Origin of the sequence: Vibrio splendidus, assembly GCF_003345295.1 — a bacterium.
GTDB lineage: Bacteria > Pseudomonadota > Gammaproteobacteria > Enterobacterales > Vibrionaceae > Vibrio > Vibrio splendidus_K.
Genome location: NZ_CP031055.1, coordinates 2,952,508 through 2,971,250, shown reverse-complemented (window position 1 = coordinate 2,971,250; position 18,743 = coordinate 2,952,508). Strand labels below are relative to the sequence as shown.

Here is an 18,743-nt window from a genome sequence, read left to right as displayed (position 1 = left end):
CTCTAGTCTTCCTGTACGTTGTATTTTTTGTCCAGCTTATTCATGCGAACAACGTAAATAAATATCAACGCCACGAAGGTATAAATTGAACCTTGTTGAGCGAACCAAAAACCTAGCTTAAATCCGCCAAATTGAATGGTATTGAGGACATCCACAAATAAGATGCCAGCGCCGTAAGACACCACAAACCATATTGCGAGTAGTGTTCCCATTATTCCCAAGTTTTCCTTCCAGTAGGCTTGAGCATGTTCCGTAGATTCGAACGCCATTGCCTTCTCCTTTATTCCGTTTTCGTAGAAACCGTTTTTGTGAAACCGTTTTGTAAAATAGCGTGTTAACGTAATGTTACGATTTAGAATGTAGCAAGGATAAGTCAAGGGATCTGTGCAACTTTAGTCGGGATGGTATTAGCGCTAATGTACTGAAATATGGGAGCTAGGAGACATAACCATAGAAAAATGTGATGTTACAGTATTGTTAAATTAGCCAAAGGTCTAACAAAAAGGGATGAATTAGACTGCGAGTCATAAAATTTAACAACTAAATGACCGAGAAACGGTATTTAGCTCTGCTTATGACACGAAGCGAAACATAAGTTTGTTATAGTAACTAAGGCACTTTCACCGACCGTGCCTTGCTAAACGGCAGAAGATCAACAGGCTTAAAGCTCGGATTTTATTCTTTGGGGGAACGAATTGGACGCAATAACCATTAACCACTTATTCTTGACTGGTGCCGTACTCATCGCCATCAGCGTGCTTTTCTCACAAGTGTCCTCTCGATTGGGCGTTCCTATTCTTTTGATCTTTTTGTTCGTTGGTATGTTAGCGGGTGAAGATGGACCCGGTAATATTCATTTCGATGATTACTCACTGACTTACTTGGTGAGTAACCTTGCGCTTGCTGTGATTCTGTTGGATGGCGGTATGCGAACCAAGGTGGCGAGCTTCAAGGTCGCTTTCTGGCCTTCGCTCTCGCTGGCGACGATAGGTGTCGCATGTACAGCAACCTTAACCGGATTAATGGCGGCTTGGCTGTTTGACTTGTCATTAATGCAGGGCATCTTGGTCGGGGCGATTGTTGGTTCAACCGATGCGGCAGCGGTATTCTCTTTGCTGAAAGGGCAGAGTCTCAATGAGCGTGTGGGTTCAACTCTAGAGATCGAATCAGGCACTAACGACCCAATGGCAGTCTTCCTGACGGTGACCTTAATTGCGCTGTTAGGTAACCCTGACGCAGAGATGGGAATGAACTTCCTACTGCAAAGTTTTGCGATGCAGTTTGGTATCGGTACTCTTGTTGGTATCGGCGGCGGCTGGGTTCTATGGAGCTTAATCAATCGAGTACAGCTGGCTGATGGCCTTTATTCCATTCTGGTACTCAGTGGGGGCGTGGCTCTGTTTGCGTTCTCTAACATGCTGGGCGGTAGTGGCATCTTATCGATTTACCTAGTCGGTCTATTCATTGGTAATCGTCCAACTCGCTCTCGACACTCTATTCTTAATGTTCTTGATGGCATGACGTGGCTAAGCCAGATCGTGATGTTCTTGGTGCTGGGGCTATTGGTTACGCCATCGACCTTAATGGACATTGCACTTCCTGCGTTAGCACTGGCTTTCGGTATGATTTTGTTTGCTCGTCCAGTGTCGGTTTGGTTGGGTTTGCTGCCGTTCAGAAGCTTTACCACCAAGGAGCGCTGGTTTGTCTCTTGGGTTGGTTTACGTGGTGCAGTTCCGATCATTTTGGCGGTTTTCCCGATGATGGCTGGCCTGCCAAATGCTCAGCTGTATTTCAATATCGCCTTCTTCGTGGTTATGGTTTCGCTGATTGTTCAGGGCGGCAGTTTAATGAAAGTCGCGAGACTCGCTAAAGTGACCTTACCACCAACGCCGACACCGATTTCTCGTACCGGCATTGAGATTTACCCGACCAGTGAGTGGGAGATGTTTGTCTACAAGCTGAAAGAGGAAAAGTGGTGTGTCGGTGAACCGCTCAAGCGTTTATCGATGCCTGAAGGGACGCGCATCACCGCACTGTTTCGACAAGATGCCTTGCTTCACCCATCGGGCAGTACCATATTAGAGGCGAACGATATTCTCTGTGTACTTGGTCAAGATAAAGATCTAAATAGTCTAAGTGAGCTGTTCAGTGAGGCACCTTTGGCAGAAGAAGCCGCTCGATTCTTTGGTGACTTCTTCTTAGATGTTGGGTTATCGGTCGCTGCGGTAAGCGATTGTTATGGTATTGAACTTGGCTCGGAAGAAGAGCGAGAAATGACGCTAAAACAATTGGTTGATCAAGAGCTTGGGGCACACCCGGTATTAGGCGATAGCTTTGAGTGGCATGACATCACTTGGGTGGTGGCAGATATAGATGATCATAAAGTCGTCAAGCTGGGTTTATGTTTGCCTAAGACGACTTTAGAAGAGGATGTAAACGAAGCTTAATTGTGGATTTCTTGTAGCAAGATAACTGCTTGAGTTCGGTTTTTCACATCCAGTTTACGGAAGATGGCTGTCATATGTGCCTTGATGGTCGCTTCCGAAACATTCAATTCATACGCGATTTGCTTGTTCAGCAGACCGTCCGATAGCATTCCTAACACCTTGTATTGTTGAGGCGTCAATGTGGAAAGCTTTTCCGCAAGGTCGCTACAGGCTGCATTGTTGGTGATCAGCCCTTCAGGGAAGAACGGGTCGCCATTCAGCACTTGATTGAGTGCGCTGACCAATTCACGCATATCACTCGACTTAGGAATAAAGCCAAAGGCACCGTGGCTCTTTACTTGAGTTACGACGCTGGCATCCTCACTGGCAGAGATCACTACAATCGGTAAATCTGGATATTCAGCACGCAGTTGAATTAAGCCAGACATCCCATTAGCACCCGGCATCTTAAGGTCGAGAAGCAACAGGTCTGGTTCATCTTCTTTCTTTAGCAGAGTCAGTAAGGCATCGAGGGAATCAGCCTCAAGCAGGTTCGCACCACTGATCGCCATATGAACTGACTGAAACAGGGCGTTGCGAAAAAGAGGATGGTCATCAGCAATGATTATGGTATAGGTCGAGTCCATGACGTTCATACTTTTAACAATTTAGTTAATATTTATTATCATCCTGATTGAGTATGTGGACAATATCTATGCATTAAAAGTCTGAACCATATCGACTTTTATCCCCGGAATAAGAAAGCGTTACTCTGAATAGCAAAAAAGCCGCACTGCCATCTCGTTACTGAGGGGCAGTGCGGTTTTCGTTTAGGCGGATATTCCGGTGAATATTGCCCTTATAGCTGGTGGTCTTGCATGTGTTTCAAGAATACATCGGCAGCCATAAAACCCGTTACACGAGCATTTGGAACATGGTTACCCTCACCATCCCAGAACTCAATTGTTGGTAAGCCCAGCACCTGTAATTGTTTAAGCAGTTCAATGTCTTGAGGCATGTTTCTCGTTACGTCAGCCTGAAGCAGGACGAAATCAGAAAGCTTGCTCTCAACATCAGCTTGGTGGAAGGTGTACTTCTCAAACTCTTTACATGCCACACACCAATCGGCGTAGAAATCGAGCATCACTGGTTTGCCGAGTTTCTTGGCTTCGATGAGCTGGATTTCTAACTCTTCAACCGTGTTGACGCGTGCAAATTGGATTTGTTGCTCAACCACAACGCTCTTTTCTGCGAACCAGTAATTGAGTGCAGGTTGAGCCGATGCGAACAGGCCAAGCATCGCGATGATACCCACAGCGCTCTGTTTCCAACCACCGAATGGCAGTGCATTCTTGCTGTGGTAAAGCCAACCAAAGGCGATGAACCCAAGACCAGACCAAAGTACCGTTGCCCACAATTCAGGAATAATTCGCTCTAGCAGGAAGATAGGTGCTGCCAGCAAGATAAAGCCGAATACGATCTTCACCTTGTCCATCCAGCTACCTGCTTTTGGCAGTAGCTTATTACCAAATACCGCAACTAAGATCAGCGGGATACCCATACCCATCGCTAACGCATACAGAGCAATCGCACCCGTTAATAGGTCACCACTTTGAGCGACATACAGCAGCGCACCTGACAGTGGCGCGGTGGTACAAGGTGAACACACCAAGCCCGAGATAGCGCCCATCGCGAACACGCCCAAGGTATTACCACCTTGTTGTTTGTTGCTTTGATTATTGAGCCAGGTTTGGATACTGCTTGGTAGTTGTAGGTTATAAACGCCGAACATCGACATCGCCAACGTCACGAACAAAACACTCAGTGCGATCAGTACGTAAGGGTGTTGCATGGCAGCTTGGAACTGCATGCCTGCTGAAGCAACCACTAAACCTAATAAGGTGTAAGTCAGCGCCATGCCTTGCACGTAGATGAACGACAACATCAGCGCACGACCTTGGCTGAGCTTGCCGCCACCTAAAACGATACCCGTTAGAATCGGATACATAGGCAGTACACACGGCGTAAAGGCTAAACCAACACCGAGTGCTAAGAATAATAGAGGGGTCCACCAACTGTCACCGAGCTTATCGGCTAAGCCTGCTTCTTTTGAAACTGGGGCATTTGGCTGTTGAGTCATGTTACTTACAACGTCTGCTTTCGGAGACGTTGGTTGCGTAGAAACATCGGTCTCGTTGCTAGCAGAAGATGAAGCTTGTGAGTCACTACCTTGCGAATTAGGAGAACCTGTTGCTGTAAACGGTTCAATGTCGATTACTCGAATTTCTGGTGGGTAGCAAAAACCAGCATCGGCACAACCTTGATACTTAACGATCAGCTGTGAGCCATCTTGGTAACTCTGTAGAGGAACTTGCACGAATAACGGCTGAGTATAAATGCTTACCTCACCGAAGAATTCATCTTGGTGTGGTTGGCCATCTTCCATTTCAACGTTGCCGATAGCGAGGTTTTGGCCTGTGAACGAGAGGCTATGTTGATAGAGGTAGTAGCCCTCTTTTACTTGCCAGTCGAGAAGGACCTTGCCGTCTTGCTGGTAGTAATTGAAAGGAAAAGCTTGGTCTACAGGGACAAAACCGTTGTTATTGCCTCCGAAGCTTGGCTCGGCGTTGTCGTTTCCAAAAAGCGCCCACGCAGGCTGGGTGAACAGGGAAACACAAACAAAAAGTAATGTGGCAAGTCGTCGCATACTATTTAGTCATCAAAATGGAGTTGAAGGTATCTTAACTCAATCAGACCGTAATAGTTTGTGATTAGTTTCATCGACCAGCAAATATCCGCTAGGGCGGGTGAGCCACTTTCTTAGGCAGTCGAGAGAGGGTTAGCTGCGCAACTGCAGTGAACAGCCCTTGCCAATAAGACATTTAAGCCACTCCTAAGCGTGCTCTTACTACTTGTTCGCAAGCATCTATATTCGTGGTGTCTTTCGGAATAATTAACACTGTGTCATTGCCGCCAACCGTACCGATAATCTCGGTATGTGGGTCGATATCGACTAATCTTGCGACCAACTGTGCGCAACCAGGGTTTGTTTTTACAATCACCATCGCTTGGTTGTGAGTAATTAATTCGATTTGTGATGAGATTGAGGCATCGACACGCACAGGCGCGCTTTCAACCGTGATGCAGTAAACCTTTTTGCCACAGGCATTCTGAATTTTGACAACGCCAAGCTGTGACAAAATGCGAGAGACGGTCGATTGACTGATACCTGTATAGCCAATATCGACGAGTTTCTCGCGCAGTTGGTTCTGGGTCGAGAAGCTTTGCTGTTGCAGTAAGCGTTTGCACGCGGCAGTCAGTGTTTTATCTTCAGCTGAATACAAGCAACCGTGCTCAGTGATTTGGTTCATGAACAACTCCTTAAGGTCAACGTGTTGATATCGCTTGTCCATAGCGCAGAACGCACTCCCAAAGCCGTAGAGTACGATTGTTAATTAGGGCTTACCGATGAACCCCGAAATAAGAGGGAGGGTATGCGAGATGTATGATCATCTATGCATTGAGTCTACCACTAAAGGATAGTTATCTTTTTGAAGGCGATCACCAAACAAAATTCTGGTTAATTGCTTTTATTGTGGAGTTTTATTCTTTGGTTAAGTGGATATTTATTCCGCGTTGGGAATAAATATCCATAAGTTATGAAGGGTTTTTGTTGCGGAGGTAGTAGCGCTAAGGGTTAGCGAATTTCACTCATGATCTCGCGAGAGAATACTTTTTCACAGTAGTGACATTTTAGCTGTACGTTTTCGTGTTTTAGCTGCACTTTAAAGCTACTTTCGACAGGTTCACCGTGTGAAATACAGTTGCTATTTGGGCAGGCGAACACACTGTTGATTTGTTCTGGCAGCACAAGTGTGAGCTTGTTGACCACTTTGTACTCTTCAATCTGATTCACTGTCGCTTGTGGAGCGTACAGAGCCAATTGGTTAGCTTGTTCCTTGGTCAGAAAGATGTTCTCAATCTTGATTAGGTCTTTATTGCCGAGCGCTGATGATGGCAGGTTTAACCCCATCGTGATGCGTTGCTCTGTTTTATGCAGCTTGAACAGTTTGAGAATTTTAATCCCAAGATGAGCAGGGATGTGGTCAATGACGCTGCCGTTACGGATCGCTTCTACTTGTAGCTGAGTTTGTTTAACCATGACTGTATCTCCTGCTTATAAAGTGTCGTTTAGAACTAGGGCTAATAAAGCTTCACGTGCATACACACCGTTTTCGGCTTGTTCGAAGTAGTAAGCGTGTGGCGTTTTATCGACGTCAGTTGTGATTTCGTCGACGCGTGGCAGTGGGTGAAGTACCTTCATGTTTTGGCGAGCGTCTTTCAGCGTATCGGCCGTCAGAATGTAAGCCGATTTCATGTGTGCGTATTCTGACGCATCAAAGCGCTCTTTCTGTACGCGAGTCATGTACAGAACATCCAGTTCAGGCACCACTTCTTCAATGCTGCTGTGGGTGCTGTATTGGATGCCCATCTCTTCTAATTCTTCACAGATATAATCTGGCATCGCTAACACTTCTGGCGCGATAAAGAAGAAACGCACGTTATTGAATTTTGATAATGCTTGCGTCAATGAGTGCACGGTACGGCCATATTTTAGGTCGCCAACGAATGCCACATTGAGGTTATCGAGCGTGCCTTGCGTTTCGTAAATCGAGAACAGATCCAACAAGGTCTGCGTTGGGTGTTGGTTCGCACCGTCGCCACCATTCACAATTGGCACACCGTTAGAAAATTCAGAGGCTAAACGTGCTGCGCCTTCTTGCGGGTGACGCATCACAAAGGCATCAACGTAAGAAGAAATGACCTGCACCGAATCGGCAAGTGTTTCGCCTTTCTTAGCCAGTGATGTGTTTCCGCCATTATCAAAGCCGATGACGGTGCCGCCAAGGCGTTGAACTGCGGTTTCAAATGAAAGGCGAGTTCGAGTTGAAGGTTCAAAGAAGCAACTCGCGACAACCTTATTTTTCAGCAGCTCTGGATTTGGCTCTGCTTTGAGTCTTGCGGCAGTATCGACGATAAGCTCCAGTTCATCACGAGAGAGTTCTGGAATGGAGATGATGTGCTTGTTAAATAACGAATGCGCCATAACGGGTCTTCCTTTTTCTATGCATACAGTCAAATTGCGGACAAAAAAAAGCCCCCTAAAAATAGGAGGCTTCGAAACGATCAATAGAGCAAAATAAAAATGACACCAACGCCATTCTAAGGCGTATTGGTTGACAATCATGTGCGACAAAATTGCGGTTCATTTTTTGCTCTCTTAAGACAAATTGCGGAGGATTATACTCAGATAAAAAGTCCATGCAATACTTTCTGTAAAGTATTCATTTAATGGATTTTTATGCGAAATAACGTCCGTTTTAAGCTTCCGTTTAAGCCTTTGTTGGAACTGAGAATCTCAGGCTTTTTTAGGTAATAATCTATTCAACTACATGAAAAAAAATGCGAGCTTTATCCAAGGTCAAAATCCCAAGAACGCCACCCGCATTTCCCTGTCATTACACCTAACTTATTAACGTCTTGCGAACAAGTGAGTGCTTAATTTCTTAACTTCTTAACTTCTTAACTTCTTAACTTCTTAGCTGCCTAATGTCGCAACCATTACTGCTTTGATGGTATGCATGCGGTTTTCTGCTTCATCGAACACGATAGAGTATTCAGACTCGACCACTTCATCTGTCACTTCTACGCCATCTTTAAGCTGCGGATATTCAGCAGCAAGCTGCTTGCCTACTGTGGTATCTTCGCCGTGGAAAGCCGGTAGGCAGTGCATGAATTTCACATGTGGGTTGCCTGTCGCTTTGATCATGTCCATGTTGACTTGGTAAGGCATCATTAGGTTAATGCGCTCAGCCCATGCTTCTTTCGCTTCGCCCATGGATACCCAAACGTCGGTGTATAGGAAGTCACAACCTTGCACGCCTTCTTGAACATCTTCTGTTAGCGTAATTTTGCCGCCAGTGTGTTCTGCGATTTCACGACATTGAGCCAATAGCTCTTCTTGTGGCCAGAATTGTTTTGGAGCAACAAGGCGAATGTCCATGCCCATTTTCGCAGCGCCAACCATCAGAGAGTTACCCATGTTGTTGCGAGCATCACCTAGGTAAGCAAAGCTGATTTCATGCAGTTGTTTACCACGACCGTATTCCGTCATAGTTAGGAAGTCAGCAAGGATCTGTGTTGGGTGGAATTCGTCAGTCAGACCATTCCATACCGGTACACCAGCGTAAGCGCCTAGCTCTTCAACGATTTCTTGACCGAAGCCGCGGTATTCAATGCCATCGTACATACGGCCAAGAACGCGAGCGGTATCTTTCATTGATTCTTTGTGGCCAATTTGAGAGCCAGATGGGCCTAAGTAAGACACTCGAGCACCTTGGTCGAACGCGGCAACTTCAAATGCACAACGAGTACGAGTAGACGTTTTCTCAAAGATAAGCGCAATGTTTTTGCCAGTCAGTGTTGGCTGTTCGTAACCGTTGTACTTCGCTTTTTTTAGCTCCATAGAAAGATCTAACAAGTGTTGAATTTCGCGTGGAGTGAAATCTAGTAGTTTTAGGAAGTTACGATTGCGTAGGTTAAAAGCCATGATGTATTCCTTCTTAGATTTAGGCGCTTTCTTGTTACAGGGAAAGAAAATTCAAGAAAGCGCGATTCAATTTTTTAGTTAAATTTGTTCGGTTCTGTTTGTTTCGTTTAATTCTGTTTTCGCAAGTTTTAAAAGCTCTCAAGGTTTCAGCTTCTTAAGCTTTAAGGTTCTCAAGCTTTAAGTTTTTCAAGATGATAAAGCTCGCTAGTGCGTTAATCTTTGGTGATATTGGTGCCCGCTTGGCCTTGCAGTATTTGCAAGCCATCTTCGAGTGCGCCGATACCAACCACTTTGCCGCCTTGTTGAATGAATTCGCATGATGCTTCAATTTTTGGCCCCATTGAGCCTTCATCAAATTCAAACTTCTCCAATTCACCTGGTGTGGTACTGCGCAGTGCGTGTTGAGTTGGTTTGCCCCAATCAAGGTATACAGCGTCAGCGTCGGTCAAAATAAGCAGCGCATCTGCATCCAATTGTTTAGCTAAGAAAGCGGCCGACATGTCTTTATCGATAACAGCTTCAACCCCGACTAATTTGCCATTCTCTTTTTTCACTGGGATACCACCGCCACCAGTACAAATGACTAGGTGACCCGCCTCAATAAGCTGTGTGATCGCTTCGTGTTCAACAATGCCTGTCGGTCTTGGGCTTGGTACTACACGACGGAAATGTTTGCCATCTGGTTTTACTATCCAGTGGTATTTTTCCGCCAATTCACGTGCTTCTGCTTCTTCGTAGATCGGGCCAATTGGCTTCGTTGGATCAGCAAATGCAGGGTCGTTCGGATCGACGGTCATTTGCGTTAGCATGCATGAGATGTTGCGGTCAGGCAGGTAGTTCTTGAACTCTTGCATCAACATGTAGCCGATCATGCCTTGAGTTTCACTGCCCAAAACATCGAGCGGGTACGGGTTTACTTTTTTGTATTCCAAACCTTGCAAGGCAAGTAAGCCAACTTGTGGGCCATTACCATGCACTAACACGACGTTGTACACTTTCGCGATTTCAGAGATGGTTTTAACCGCTGTTTCAATATTACGGCGTTGAACGTCGGCTTCTAACGGCTCACCGCGACGAAGTAGGGCGTTACCGCCGAGTGCAACAACAACAGTTTGCTTAGTCATAATTGTGTTCTCTCATTTTGGCCAAGCTGAGATTATTTAAGATCGTTCAACTTGGCCGTTTTCGTCTTAGTGATTAGATACCATCACGCTCAATTGGGCAGCTCATGCAGCGTGCGCCACCGCGACCGCGGCCAAGCTCGTCTCCTGGAATCGGAAGAACCGTGATGCCTGCTTTGTCGTATTTTTCGTTGGTGTATGTGTTGCCTTCGTAGCCAATAACGACGCCAGGTTTAACCGTTAGCACGTTGTTTGCATCGTTCCACTGTTCACGTTCTGCATGGAAGTTGTCGCCACCAGTTGTGATTAGGTTTAGCTTGTCTACGTCAAGTGCTTTTTCGATAGCCGTTACGAAGTAGCCTTCTTCTTTCACTTTCACTGCGCCTGACTCATCACCAGTTAGGTTCCAACACTGCACATCTTTACTCACGACTTCAGGGTAAACAGAGAACGTATCTTCGTTCATGTGCGTCATTACGGTGTCTAAGTGCATGCAAGAGCGGTGTTTTGGTAGCTGCATTGCGATAACTTGTTTCGCTTGACCGTGTTTGAATAGGCTAGATGCTAAGTGTTCAACACCTTGTGCTGTTGTACGCTCAGACATACCGATAAGAACCGCGCCACGACCAAGTACAAGAACGTCACCACCTTCAATCGTAGAGTTGTCGTAATTGATTTTTTCTTCATCGCCGAAGTATTTAATGAAGTCTTGGCCTGCGAATGTTGGGTGCCAGCGGTAAATAGCGCGAACGTGGTTTGTTTCACGTTGACGAGCTGGTTTCGCCATTGGGTTGATAGATACACCGCCGTATACCCAGCAAGATGTGTCGCGAGTAAATAGGTGGTTTGGTAGAGGCTCGATAATGAAGTCGGTTGGTGCGTGCATGCCTTGCATCATTGAAGATGATTTCATTGGCATCTCAGCGTAAGACAAACCGCCCGTTAGAATTTTTGCTAGCTCTAGGTTTGGTAAGTCGCCCAAGTAGCAGCGCACATCATTGGCGAATGTTTTACCCAAACGGTAATCAGATACTTGGCAGCTTAGTAGCCAATCTTTCGCTTCTGACACCGCTAGTGTGTCGGCTAGCAAGTCAGTAAGAAGAAGAACCTCAACACCTTGATCACGTAGCGTTTGAGTAAATGCGTCATGCTCTTTACCTGCACGCTCAACAGCCAGTACGTCATCAAACAGCAAATCGTGACAGTTAGAGGGTGTTAGGTGAGTCAGTGCGCGTCTTGGACGGTGAACTAGAACGCGGCGTAATTGACCTATTTCAGAACCTACATAGAACTTACTCATGATCGTCTCTCTCTTATATATTTGAATTACTTTTATCGCTAAGAGTAATTATTTATTTTCAGTTGAGAAGAATGAATTATTTTATTCATATCTCTTGTCTGGAATTAATATTACGCCTGCTAGTCAGGTATTCTTAGAGATCTATCACAAATCGTTTTTTATCCCGCAGCCCTTTAAAATCAAGGGTTTTAACAAACTTTATGCACTTTCAACTATTGCTAGTCTTTTCTAAATAGTTAACTCCTTGGGAATATTATGCATGCTTTTTTCATTCGCCTAGCTAGAATCCAATTTGTGAGGGATTATATGCAAAATGGTTTTATTGATAAGAATGAGCTTAGATTGGAAGTATGCAATGTTAGTATTTATATATTTAATTTTGTACGTAGAATTAATTATTATTTAACAATTTAAATGCGAATAAAGCTATTGTGGTCACACTTTATAATTGGGTTTTTAAAGCCCGTTTTCTATAAAAATCACTACTATTTCCTCTTTGGTTATTACTGCGTAAATTACTTTAAATATAATTAACGCTAATAAATGACTAAATATTTTTATAAATATAAGAGCGAAGAATAGTTGGCGATTTATTAGCTTTAACTTTGATGTTTAAACGTTGGCTTACTCTTTGTCGCAAGTGGTTTTTGCTTGTTTAAGCTTTGCTACTGATATAGGTCATAGAGAGGCGTTAAATGAAGCGTGTGCAGCTCGGCAGGTTGTTTTGGTGATTGGGTTGGAATTGGATTAGATAGCAATAAAAAAAGCCGCTATGGAAGCGGCTTTGGATGAGAACGGAGTGAAGTGCTTTAAGTTAGATAAGCGCACCAATACTTAGTACAACGATGCAGAACACCATTAAGATACCGACTAATGGCATTACCCATTTAACCCAGCGAACATAAGGGACGCGGGCAATAGCCAAGCCACCCATTACTACCGCAGAGGTCGGGGTGATTAGGTTCACCAAGCCGGAAGCGGATTGGTAAGCGGTGATAACAAGGTCACGACCGACGCCTGCAAAATCGGCCAACGGTGCCATGATCGGCATAGTCAGTACCGCTAATCCAGACGTTGATGGTACTAAGAATGATAATAGAATCTCTAAGAAGAACATCACGTTAATAAAGATAACTGAAGAAAGCCCCGTCACCATTTGTTCTGCAGAGAAGAGAATGGTGTCGGTGATCATACCGCGGTCCATTACGACCACGATACCACGTGCGATACCTATGATAAGTGCTACGCCCAGTAGGTCTCGAGCACCGTCAATGAAGCTAGTGGTAAACTCTTCTTCGCTCATGCGAGATACAATACCAACGATGATTGTTGCTGCTAAGAACATCGCGGAGATCTCAGCCATCCACCATCCAGCAACTGATACACCGTAAATCATCACAGCGAAAGAGCCACCGAAAATGGTCAGAATCAGTTTACGAGTCGCGGTGAATTCAAGTTTTTCGCCGCTCGCGTTACCAAGGAAGTGTGCTTTGTTCTCTTCGTATTTGTCGTAGACAATCGATGTTGTTGGGTCAGCTTGAACCATTCTTGCGTAACGCATAACGTAAGCGACACAAATACCCCAACCAATAATCAGCATTCCAACACGTAGCACGATACCGTCGGTGAATGGGATACCAGAGGCGTTGGCAGCGATCACGGTTGCGAATGGGTTAATCGTTGACCCTAGCACCCCAATCCCTGCGCCAAGCAATACCGTTGCAGCAGCAACCAGAGGGTCAAAGCGAGCGGCCATCATTACTGGTACTAGCAGCGTATAGAATGGCAGTGATTCTTCCGCCATGCCGTAGACGGTACCGCCAGCAGCAAACAGCGCCATCAGTATCGGTATCATCAACTCTTCTCGCCCTTCTAGGCGGGCGGTGACACGTTCGATACCGGCATCAATAGCACCAGTTTTGGTTACTAGTCCTAAGAAGCCACCAATGATTAGAATGAACAGTGAAACGTCGATGGCTGCAGCTTCATAGCTATTGTGGTCGTAGAAACCGTCAATGGGCGCGAGTAGTACGTCAATCACACCTTGAGGGTTACCTTCTACTGCTTGATAGGTGCCGGTTACCGGTACTTCTCGACCTAGCTCTTCATTCATTGCTCGGTCGTATTGGCCTGCTGGAACAACCCAGGTAAGCAGGGCTACGAATGCAATTAGAATAAATAGAATGGTGTAGGCAGAAGGGAATTTAAAGTTGGCAAAGAAGCCGCCCTTTTTTTTCTCGCTTGGTATCGTCTGAGTCGTCATGGCTATCTCCTTACATCATCCTAAATAGAATTGACGTGAATTAGCGACTAATGTTTATAGATTGTAAATACAGTGACATTTATAAAGCATTCAACGATATAAAATTATTGCCCTTATAGAGCGTTCATCTATATGACGTTGCCGACTTTAAATATAAGTATCTTTATATTTATATATCCAAATGAATTAAGATTTAATTTAACTGCAGTTATTTTATTCCTTACGTCGCCATTTAATTTTGGTATTGTTCACAAAAATAGTGACCAATGAATAGGCTGAAAAACGTTAGAAAAAGAGCAAGGTTTTTTGGTTAGTTAGCTTGGATTAATATTCGATGTGAATTAGATAGAAACAAGGGGTGGTTGCGTTGGCAGGCATTGTTAATGAATGGCGTGAATATTCTTGGAATTTTATTCAAATGTTATTTTTGTTCGGGTTTTTAAGTTTATAATGTTTATTTGATACGTATCAAATAAACACATTGTTCAGAAAAGAAAAAAGGAAGCCGAAGCTTCCTTTTAGGTTTGGTTTTTCAGCGAGTGTTAGATAAATAGACCGCCGAATGCGAAGCCTAGTGCTACCGCTGTACTGATTGTTGCTACACCAGGAATGAAGAATGGGTGGTTAAATACGTACTTACCAATACGAGTTGAACCTGTGTCATCCATCTCAACCGCTGCCAGTAGCGTAGGGTAAGTTGGAAGTACGAACAGTGCACTTACTGCAGCAAAAGAAGCTACGGCTGTTAGTGGTGCTACGCCAATCGCTAGAGCTGCAGGCATCAGTGCAACCGTTGTTGCGCCTTGAGAGTAAAGCAGCATAGAAGCGAAGAACAGAACAAGAGCCAGCATCCAAGGGTAGTCAGCCAGTAGAGCACCAGCAACGTCTTTGATTTCAGCAACGTGTGCATTCACAAACGTTGAACCTAACCAAGCCACACCCAGTACACAAACACACGCTGTCATACCTGAACGGAATGTTGGAGCCGAAGAAATCTTCGCTGCATCAATCTTAGTGAACATCACGATTGCCGCTGCTGCTGCCAGCATCACAGACATGATCGCTTCATTACGGCCCAGTGCTGGGTTTTCAATTAGGCCAACAGAGCTAGAGATAGCGGCTGCGTAGCAAACAACAAAACCAATCGCCGCAAGGAAGATGTAAGTCGCTTTCTTCGCTGTTGGTAGAATTTCGCGTTTCTCTTCTGTTGCTAGCTTGATTAGACCTTTCTCTAGACGCTCTTGGTAAACAGGATCGTCTTTCAGTTCGCTGCCCATGTAGTTCGCGACAACCGCACCAACCATACAAGCGATGAAGGTTGTTGGAATACAAACCATCAATAGCGTTAGGTAATCGACACCAAAGGGTGCAAGCATCGCTGCGAAAGCCACAACTGCTGCCGAAATAGGCGAAGCTGTAATCGCAATTTGAGAGGCTACAACTGCGATAGACAGTGGACGAGAAGGACGAACACCTTGGCCTTTTGCTACTTCTGCAATAACAGGCAGCGTAGAGAATGCTGTGTGACCAGTACCCGCCATTAGTGTCATTACAAAGGTCACAATCGGCGCGTAAAAGGTGATGCGTTCAGGGTGTTTACGCAAGAAGTTTTCTGCAATTTGTACCAACCAGTCCATACCGCCAGCAACCTGCATTGCTGCAATTGCGGTGATAACCGACATGATGATCAAAATTACATCGACCGGGATAAAAGATTGGCTTGTTGGAACACCAAGAATTAATGAAAGGGCAATAACACCAGCACCACCGGCAAAACCAATACCGATACCGCCAATTCTGGCCCCCAAAAAGATAAAGAGCAGGACGACAAATAGTTCTACTGCAATCATAAGTAACACCTCATTTTAGATTTTATTATGTGAACATTCGCCACTGGAATGTTCACATAATAGTTCTATGGTTTAGGTTTAATTAAGCAAAAACGCAACCAACGGAAATCCACAAGATCAGCAGGGTTAACCGTATTGGAGCCTAAAAAAGGGCTCCGTTTGGAGCCCTTTCTCGCTACCGTTATTCGTAGCGTTTAGCTTTATACTGAGGATGCATCAGATTTTCAACAGAGAAAATGTCATCAAGTTCTTCTTCGCTCAATAAACCGCGCTCTAGAACCACATCACGAACACTCTTACCTGTTTCAGCACAAATCTTACCTACAATGTCACCCTCGTGGTGGCCAATGTATGGGTTTAGATAAGTAACGATACCGATAGAGTTAAATACGTGAGATTCACATACTTCTTTGTTTACAGTAATGCCGTCTACACATTTGTCGCGTAGGTTCACACATGCATTTGTTAGGATGTCTAAAGACTCAAACATGCTTTGTGCGATAACGGGTTCCATCACGTTCAGTTGAAGCTGACCGCCTTCTGCTGCGAAAGAAACCGTGTTGTCGTTACCTAGAACTTTAAAGCAAACTTGGTTTACTACTTCAGGTACAACTGGGTTTACTTTAGCTGGCATGATTGAAGAACCTGCTTGCAGTTCCGGTAGGTTTAGCTCGTTGAAGCCAGTACGTGGACCTGAAGAAAGAAGACGTAAGTCGTTACAGATCTTAGACAGTTTAACCGCTAGACGTTTAAGTGCGCCGTGCGTCATTACGTATGCGCCACAGTCAGACGTTGCTTCGATTAAATCTTCAGCCGCTACACATTCTAGGCCTGTTACTTCTGCTAGGTGTTTAACTGCTAGGCCTTGGTAGCCAGGAGCTGCATTCAGACCAGTACCGATAGCTGTTGCGCCTAGGTTAACTTCAAGAAGAAGCTTTGAAGTGTATTCTAGGTTTTTGATTTCTTCATTGATGGTTACAGCCCAAGCGTGGAACTCTTGGCCAACCGTCATAGGCACAGCATCTTGAAGTTGAGTACGACCCATCTTCAAAATTGTGTTGAATTCTTGGCTCTTAAGCTCAAATGCACCTTTTAGGTATTCGATAGCGTCAATCAGTTTACGAACGCTGTTGTACACAGAGATACGGAAACCAGTTGGGTAAGCACAGTTAGTTGATTGGCTGCGGTTAACATGGTCATTCGGGTTGATGAACTCATATTGGCCTTTTTCTTTGCCCATAAGTTCAAGTGCCACGTTTGCCACAACTTCGTTAGCATTCATGTTTACAGAAGTACCAGCACCACCTTGGAAAACGTCCGATGGGAACTGATCCATGCACTTACCGGTGTCTAGAATGAGGTCACAAGCTTCGATGATGTATTTAGCCACTTCGCTTGGAATTACACCTAACTCTTTGTTTGCTAAAGCCGCTGCTTTCTTTGTCATCACCATACCGCGAACGAATTCAGGTACATCTGAGATCGTTACATTTGAGATGTTGAAGTTTTCAACTGCGCGTAGAGTGTGGATGCCGTAGTAAGCATCAGCCGGAACATGACGTTGACCTAATAGATCTTCTTCGAGACGAGTAGCTTGAGGAGCTTCAACTTGAGCTTCTGATTGAGTAGCCATAACAGGATCCTTAGAGAATTATTCTGATTATATAGTTAGTTATTAGCCTATTCTGTGTGCAAATACTCCGTTCGCTAGAATATTGGGCTGATAAATCCGTCCTGACTTATGTGGCACATGATACTGTACTTAGCGCATAAAAATATTAACTTGATCACCTTTTTCGTTTTTGTTTCGTCAATATTTAGCAAACTTATTCCGGGTCAATAAACACGCTTATTTACAGGATAAATTTGAGATTGGTAGGGCTTTCAGCGTAAACTGGACGTAACAAAGGAGGGCGTGTGTTTCCTATCTTATTATTACTCTTTATCTTCGTACCCATCATTGAGATTGGGCTATTTATTCAAGTTGGTGGCTTCTTAGGATTGTGGCCAACTATCGCGTTGGTTCTGATCACTGCATTTGTGGGTGCATCGCTGGTTCGTAGCCAAGGCATTCAGACACTTATGTCTGTTCAAGGTCGGTTGCAACAAGGCGAAATGCCAGCACAACAGATTCTTGAAGGCGTGATGCTTGCGGTTGCAGGCGTATTGCTGCTGACTCCGGGTTTTATGACGGACGCACTCGGTATGTTGGTATTGTTACCAGCACCAAGAGCGATGATTGCCAAGAAAATGATGGAAAAAATGGTGGTGACCAATATGTCTGGTGGTTTCCATGCGGGTGGACAAGCTGGTTTTGGCCAGAGCCCATTTGGGCAAGACCCATTCAATTCAGGCCCATCTGACCAATCAAAAGACGGCAACACCTTTGAGGGTGAGTTTGAGAAGAAAGACGACGACAACGATCGTAACCGCTTAAATTAATGGTTTGTCTCTTTATATAGAGAGACAAACAGAAAAGGCTCTTACCGTTATCCTTCGCAAGAAAGTGATAATGGTAAGAGCCTTTTTTATTGAGTGTCGCCGACTGTTACTTAATGTTTATTATTGATAACAGATAACAGATAACAGATAACAGATAACAGATAAGCTTGAGCGTTCGGTTATACCGCGCCTTCAAAACCCATTTGTCGCCAAGCTTCGAACGCAATAATGGCCACTGCGTTAGACAGGTTCAAGCTACGTGCTTCTGGCATCATTGGAATACGAATGCGTTGCTCCATTGGCATGCTTTCGATGAACTCAGCAGGCAGACCGCGAGACTCAGGGCCAAACATCAGTACATCACCTTGTTGGAATTTCGCATCAACGTGGTGGCCAGTGGTCTTGGTCGTACAAGCAAAGATACGGTAGTCACCCTCACGTTCATTCTCTAGATACTCAAGGAAGGCTTCTAGATTCTTGTGACGCTTTACTCGTGCGAGGTCGTGATAATCTAAACCCGCACGACGAACTTTCTTCTCTTCGAAATCAAAACCAAGCGGCTCGATAAGGTGCAGGTTTGCGCCGCAGTTAGCTGATAGGCGGATGATGTTACCCGTATTGGGCGCGATTTCTGGTTCATATAGAGCGATATCAAACATGTTGGTTCACAAGAATAATCAAAGATAGCCAGAGTATACGGTGGCAAGCTGAGTGAGTACAGTTCGCCACCC

Annotated in this window: 15 protein-coding genes; 2 read left to right on the top strand and 13 right to left on the bottom strand. The window is 44.8% G+C overall.

Annotated features, from left to right (window positions below):
* Window positions 1–2: 2 nt before the first annotated feature.
* The gene (locus DUN60_RS13270) at window positions 3–269 is read right to left on the bottom strand and encodes a DUF4212 domain-containing protein (protein WP_004729726.1); all 267 of its coding nucleotides are present in this window, start codon (window positions 267–269) and stop codon (window positions 3–5) included.
* 426 nt (window positions 270–695) lie between these two features.
* Here DUN60_RS13270 and DUN60_RS13265 point away from each other — a divergent pair, with 426 nt between their 5' ends.
* Window positions 696–2,447, top strand: coding sequence for a potassium/proton antiporter (locus tag DUN60_RS13265; RefSeq protein ID WP_054548239.1), 1,752 nt, complete (start codon window positions 696–698; stop codon window positions 2,445–2,447).
* Here DUN60_RS13265 and DUN60_RS13260 read toward each other — a convergent pair.
* From DUN60_RS13260 to aspA, 11 genes are all read right to left on the bottom strand, one after another.
* On the bottom strand, window positions 2,444–3,073 hold the full coding sequence (locus tag DUN60_RS13260; protein WP_004729724.1) for a response regulator transcription factor: 630 nt from the start codon (window positions 3,071–3,073) through the stop codon (window positions 2,444–2,446). The two genes, DUN60_RS13265 and DUN60_RS13260, sit on opposite strands and share 4 nt — an antisense overlap.
* 212 nt (window positions 3,074–3,285) lie before the next feature.
* Window positions 3,286–5,133, bottom strand: a complete 1,848-nt coding sequence (locus tag DUN60_RS13255; protein ID WP_114634084.1) for a protein-disulfide reductase DsbD — start codon at window positions 5,131–5,133, stop codon at window positions 3,286–3,288.
* A gap of 175 nt (window positions 5,134–5,308) precedes the next feature.
* Window positions 5,309–5,797, bottom strand: coding sequence for an arginine repressor (locus tag DUN60_RS13250; protein ID WP_009844705.1), 489 nt, complete (start codon window positions 5,795–5,797; stop codon window positions 5,309–5,311).
* A 326-nt stretch (window positions 5,798–6,123) separates the two neighbouring features.
* Entirely contained in the window at window positions 6,124–6,588 is a 465-nt protein-coding gene (gene pyrI / locus DUN60_RS13245) for an aspartate carbamoyltransferase regulatory subunit (protein WP_004729721.1), read from the bottom strand.
* 15 nt (window positions 6,589–6,603) lie between these two features.
* Window positions 6,604–7,533, bottom strand: a complete 930-nt coding sequence (gene pyrB, locus DUN60_RS13240; protein WP_004729720.1) for an aspartate carbamoyltransferase — start codon at window positions 7,531–7,533, stop codon at window positions 6,604–6,606.
* Window positions 7,534–8,025: 492 nt separating this feature from the next.
* Window positions 8,026–9,036, bottom strand: coding sequence for an ornithine carbamoyltransferase (locus DUN60_RS13230; protein WP_004729719.1), 1,011 nt, complete (start codon window positions 9,034–9,036; stop codon window positions 8,026–8,028).
* A gap of 212 nt (window positions 9,037–9,248) precedes the next feature.
* Complete coding sequence (gene arcC / locus DUN60_RS13225) at window positions 9,249–10,160, bottom strand: carbamate kinase (protein ID WP_114634083.1); 912 nt, start codon at window positions 10,158–10,160, stop codon at window positions 9,249–9,251.
* A 73-nt stretch (window positions 10,161–10,233) separates the two neighbouring features.
* Complete coding sequence (gene arcA / locus DUN60_RS13220; protein ID WP_114634082.1) at window positions 10,234–11,457, bottom strand: arginine deiminase; 1,224 nt, start codon at window positions 11,455–11,457, stop codon at window positions 10,234–10,236.
* Window positions 11,458–12,271: 814 nt separating this feature from the next.
* Complete coding sequence (locus tag DUN60_RS13215; protein WP_114634081.1) at window positions 12,272–13,720, bottom strand: YfcC family protein; 1,449 nt, start codon at window positions 13,718–13,720, stop codon at window positions 12,272–12,274.
* A gap of 542 nt (window positions 13,721–14,262) precedes the next feature.
* A complete protein-coding gene (locus DUN60_RS13210; protein WP_114634080.1) occupies window positions 14,263–15,570 on the bottom strand; it encodes an anaerobic C4-dicarboxylate transporter in 1,308 nt (435 codons plus the stop codon).
* A 181-nt stretch (window positions 15,571–15,751) separates the two neighbouring features.
* Window positions 15,752–17,203, bottom strand: a complete 1,452-nt coding sequence (gene aspA, locus DUN60_RS13205) for an aspartate ammonia-lyase (RefSeq protein WP_004729713.1) — start codon at window positions 17,201–17,203, stop codon at window positions 15,752–15,754.
* 284 nt (window positions 17,204–17,487) lie between these two features.
* On the opposite strand from aspA, the gene DUN60_RS13200 reads away from it, so the two are divergent.
* Complete coding sequence (locus DUN60_RS13200) at window positions 17,488–18,012, top strand: FxsA family protein (RefSeq protein WP_004729712.1); 525 nt, start codon at window positions 17,488–17,490, stop codon at window positions 18,010–18,012.
* A 179-nt stretch (window positions 18,013–18,191) separates the two neighbouring features.
* Here the strand turns inward: DUN60_RS13200 and DUN60_RS13195 are convergent, their stop codons facing one another.
* Window positions 18,192–18,671 (bottom strand): tRNA (cytidine(34)-2'-O)-methyltransferase, encoded by a 480-nt coding sequence (locus DUN60_RS13195; protein WP_004729711.1) that lies wholly within the window; start codon window positions 18,669–18,671, stop codon window positions 18,192–18,194.
* Window positions 18,672–18,743: the final 72 nt, after the last annotated feature.

Excerpts from the sequence above, each read along its gene's own strand:
- DUN60_RS13270 (WP_004729726.1), bottom strand. The coding sequence starts at position 269 with ATGGCGTTCGAATCTACGGAACATGCTCAAGCCTACTGGAAGGAAAAC.
- DUN60_RS13260 (WP_004729724.1), bottom strand. The coding sequence starts at position 3,073 with ATGGACTCGACCTATACCATAATCATTGCTGATGACCATCCTCTTTTT.
- DUN60_RS13255 (WP_114634084.1), bottom strand. The coding sequence starts at position 5,133 with ATGCGACGACTTGCCACATTACTTTTTGTTTGTGTTTCCCTGTTCACC.
- DUN60_RS13250 (WP_009844705.1), bottom strand. The coding sequence starts at position 5,797 with ATGAACCAAATCACTGAGCACGGTTGCTTGTATTCAGCTGAAGATAAA.
- pyrI (WP_004729721.1), bottom strand. The coding sequence starts at position 6,588 with ATGGTTAAACAAACTCAGCTACAAGTAGAAGCGATCCGTAACGGCAGC.
- pyrB (WP_004729720.1), bottom strand. The coding sequence starts at position 7,533 with ATGGCGCATTCGTTATTTAACAAGCACATCATCTCCATTCCAGAACTC.
- DUN60_RS13230 (WP_004729719.1), bottom strand. The coding sequence starts at position 9,036 with ATGGCTTTTAACCTACGCAATCGTAACTTCCTAAAACTACTAGATTTC.
- arcC (WP_114634083.1), bottom strand. The coding sequence starts at position 10,160 with ATGACTAAGCAAACTGTTGTTGTTGCACTCGGCGGTAACGCCCTACTT.
- arcA (WP_114634082.1), bottom strand. The coding sequence starts at position 11,457 with ATGAGTAAGTTCTATGTAGGTTCTGAAATAGGTCAATTACGCCGCGTT.
- DUN60_RS13215 (WP_114634081.1), bottom strand. The coding sequence starts at position 13,720 with ATGACGACTCAGACGATACCAAGCGAGAAAAAAAAGGGCGGCTTCTTT.
- DUN60_RS13210 (WP_114634080.1), bottom strand. The coding sequence starts at position 15,570 with ATGATTGCAGTAGAACTATTTGTCGTCCTGCTCTTTATCTTTTTGGGG.
- aspA (WP_004729713.1), bottom strand. The coding sequence starts at position 17,203 with ATGGCTACTCAATCAGAAGCTCAAGTTGAAGCTCCTCAAGCTACTCGT.
- DUN60_RS13195 (WP_004729711.1), bottom strand. The coding sequence starts at position 18,671 with ATGTTTGATATCGCTCTATATGAACCAGAAATCGCGCCCAATACGGGT.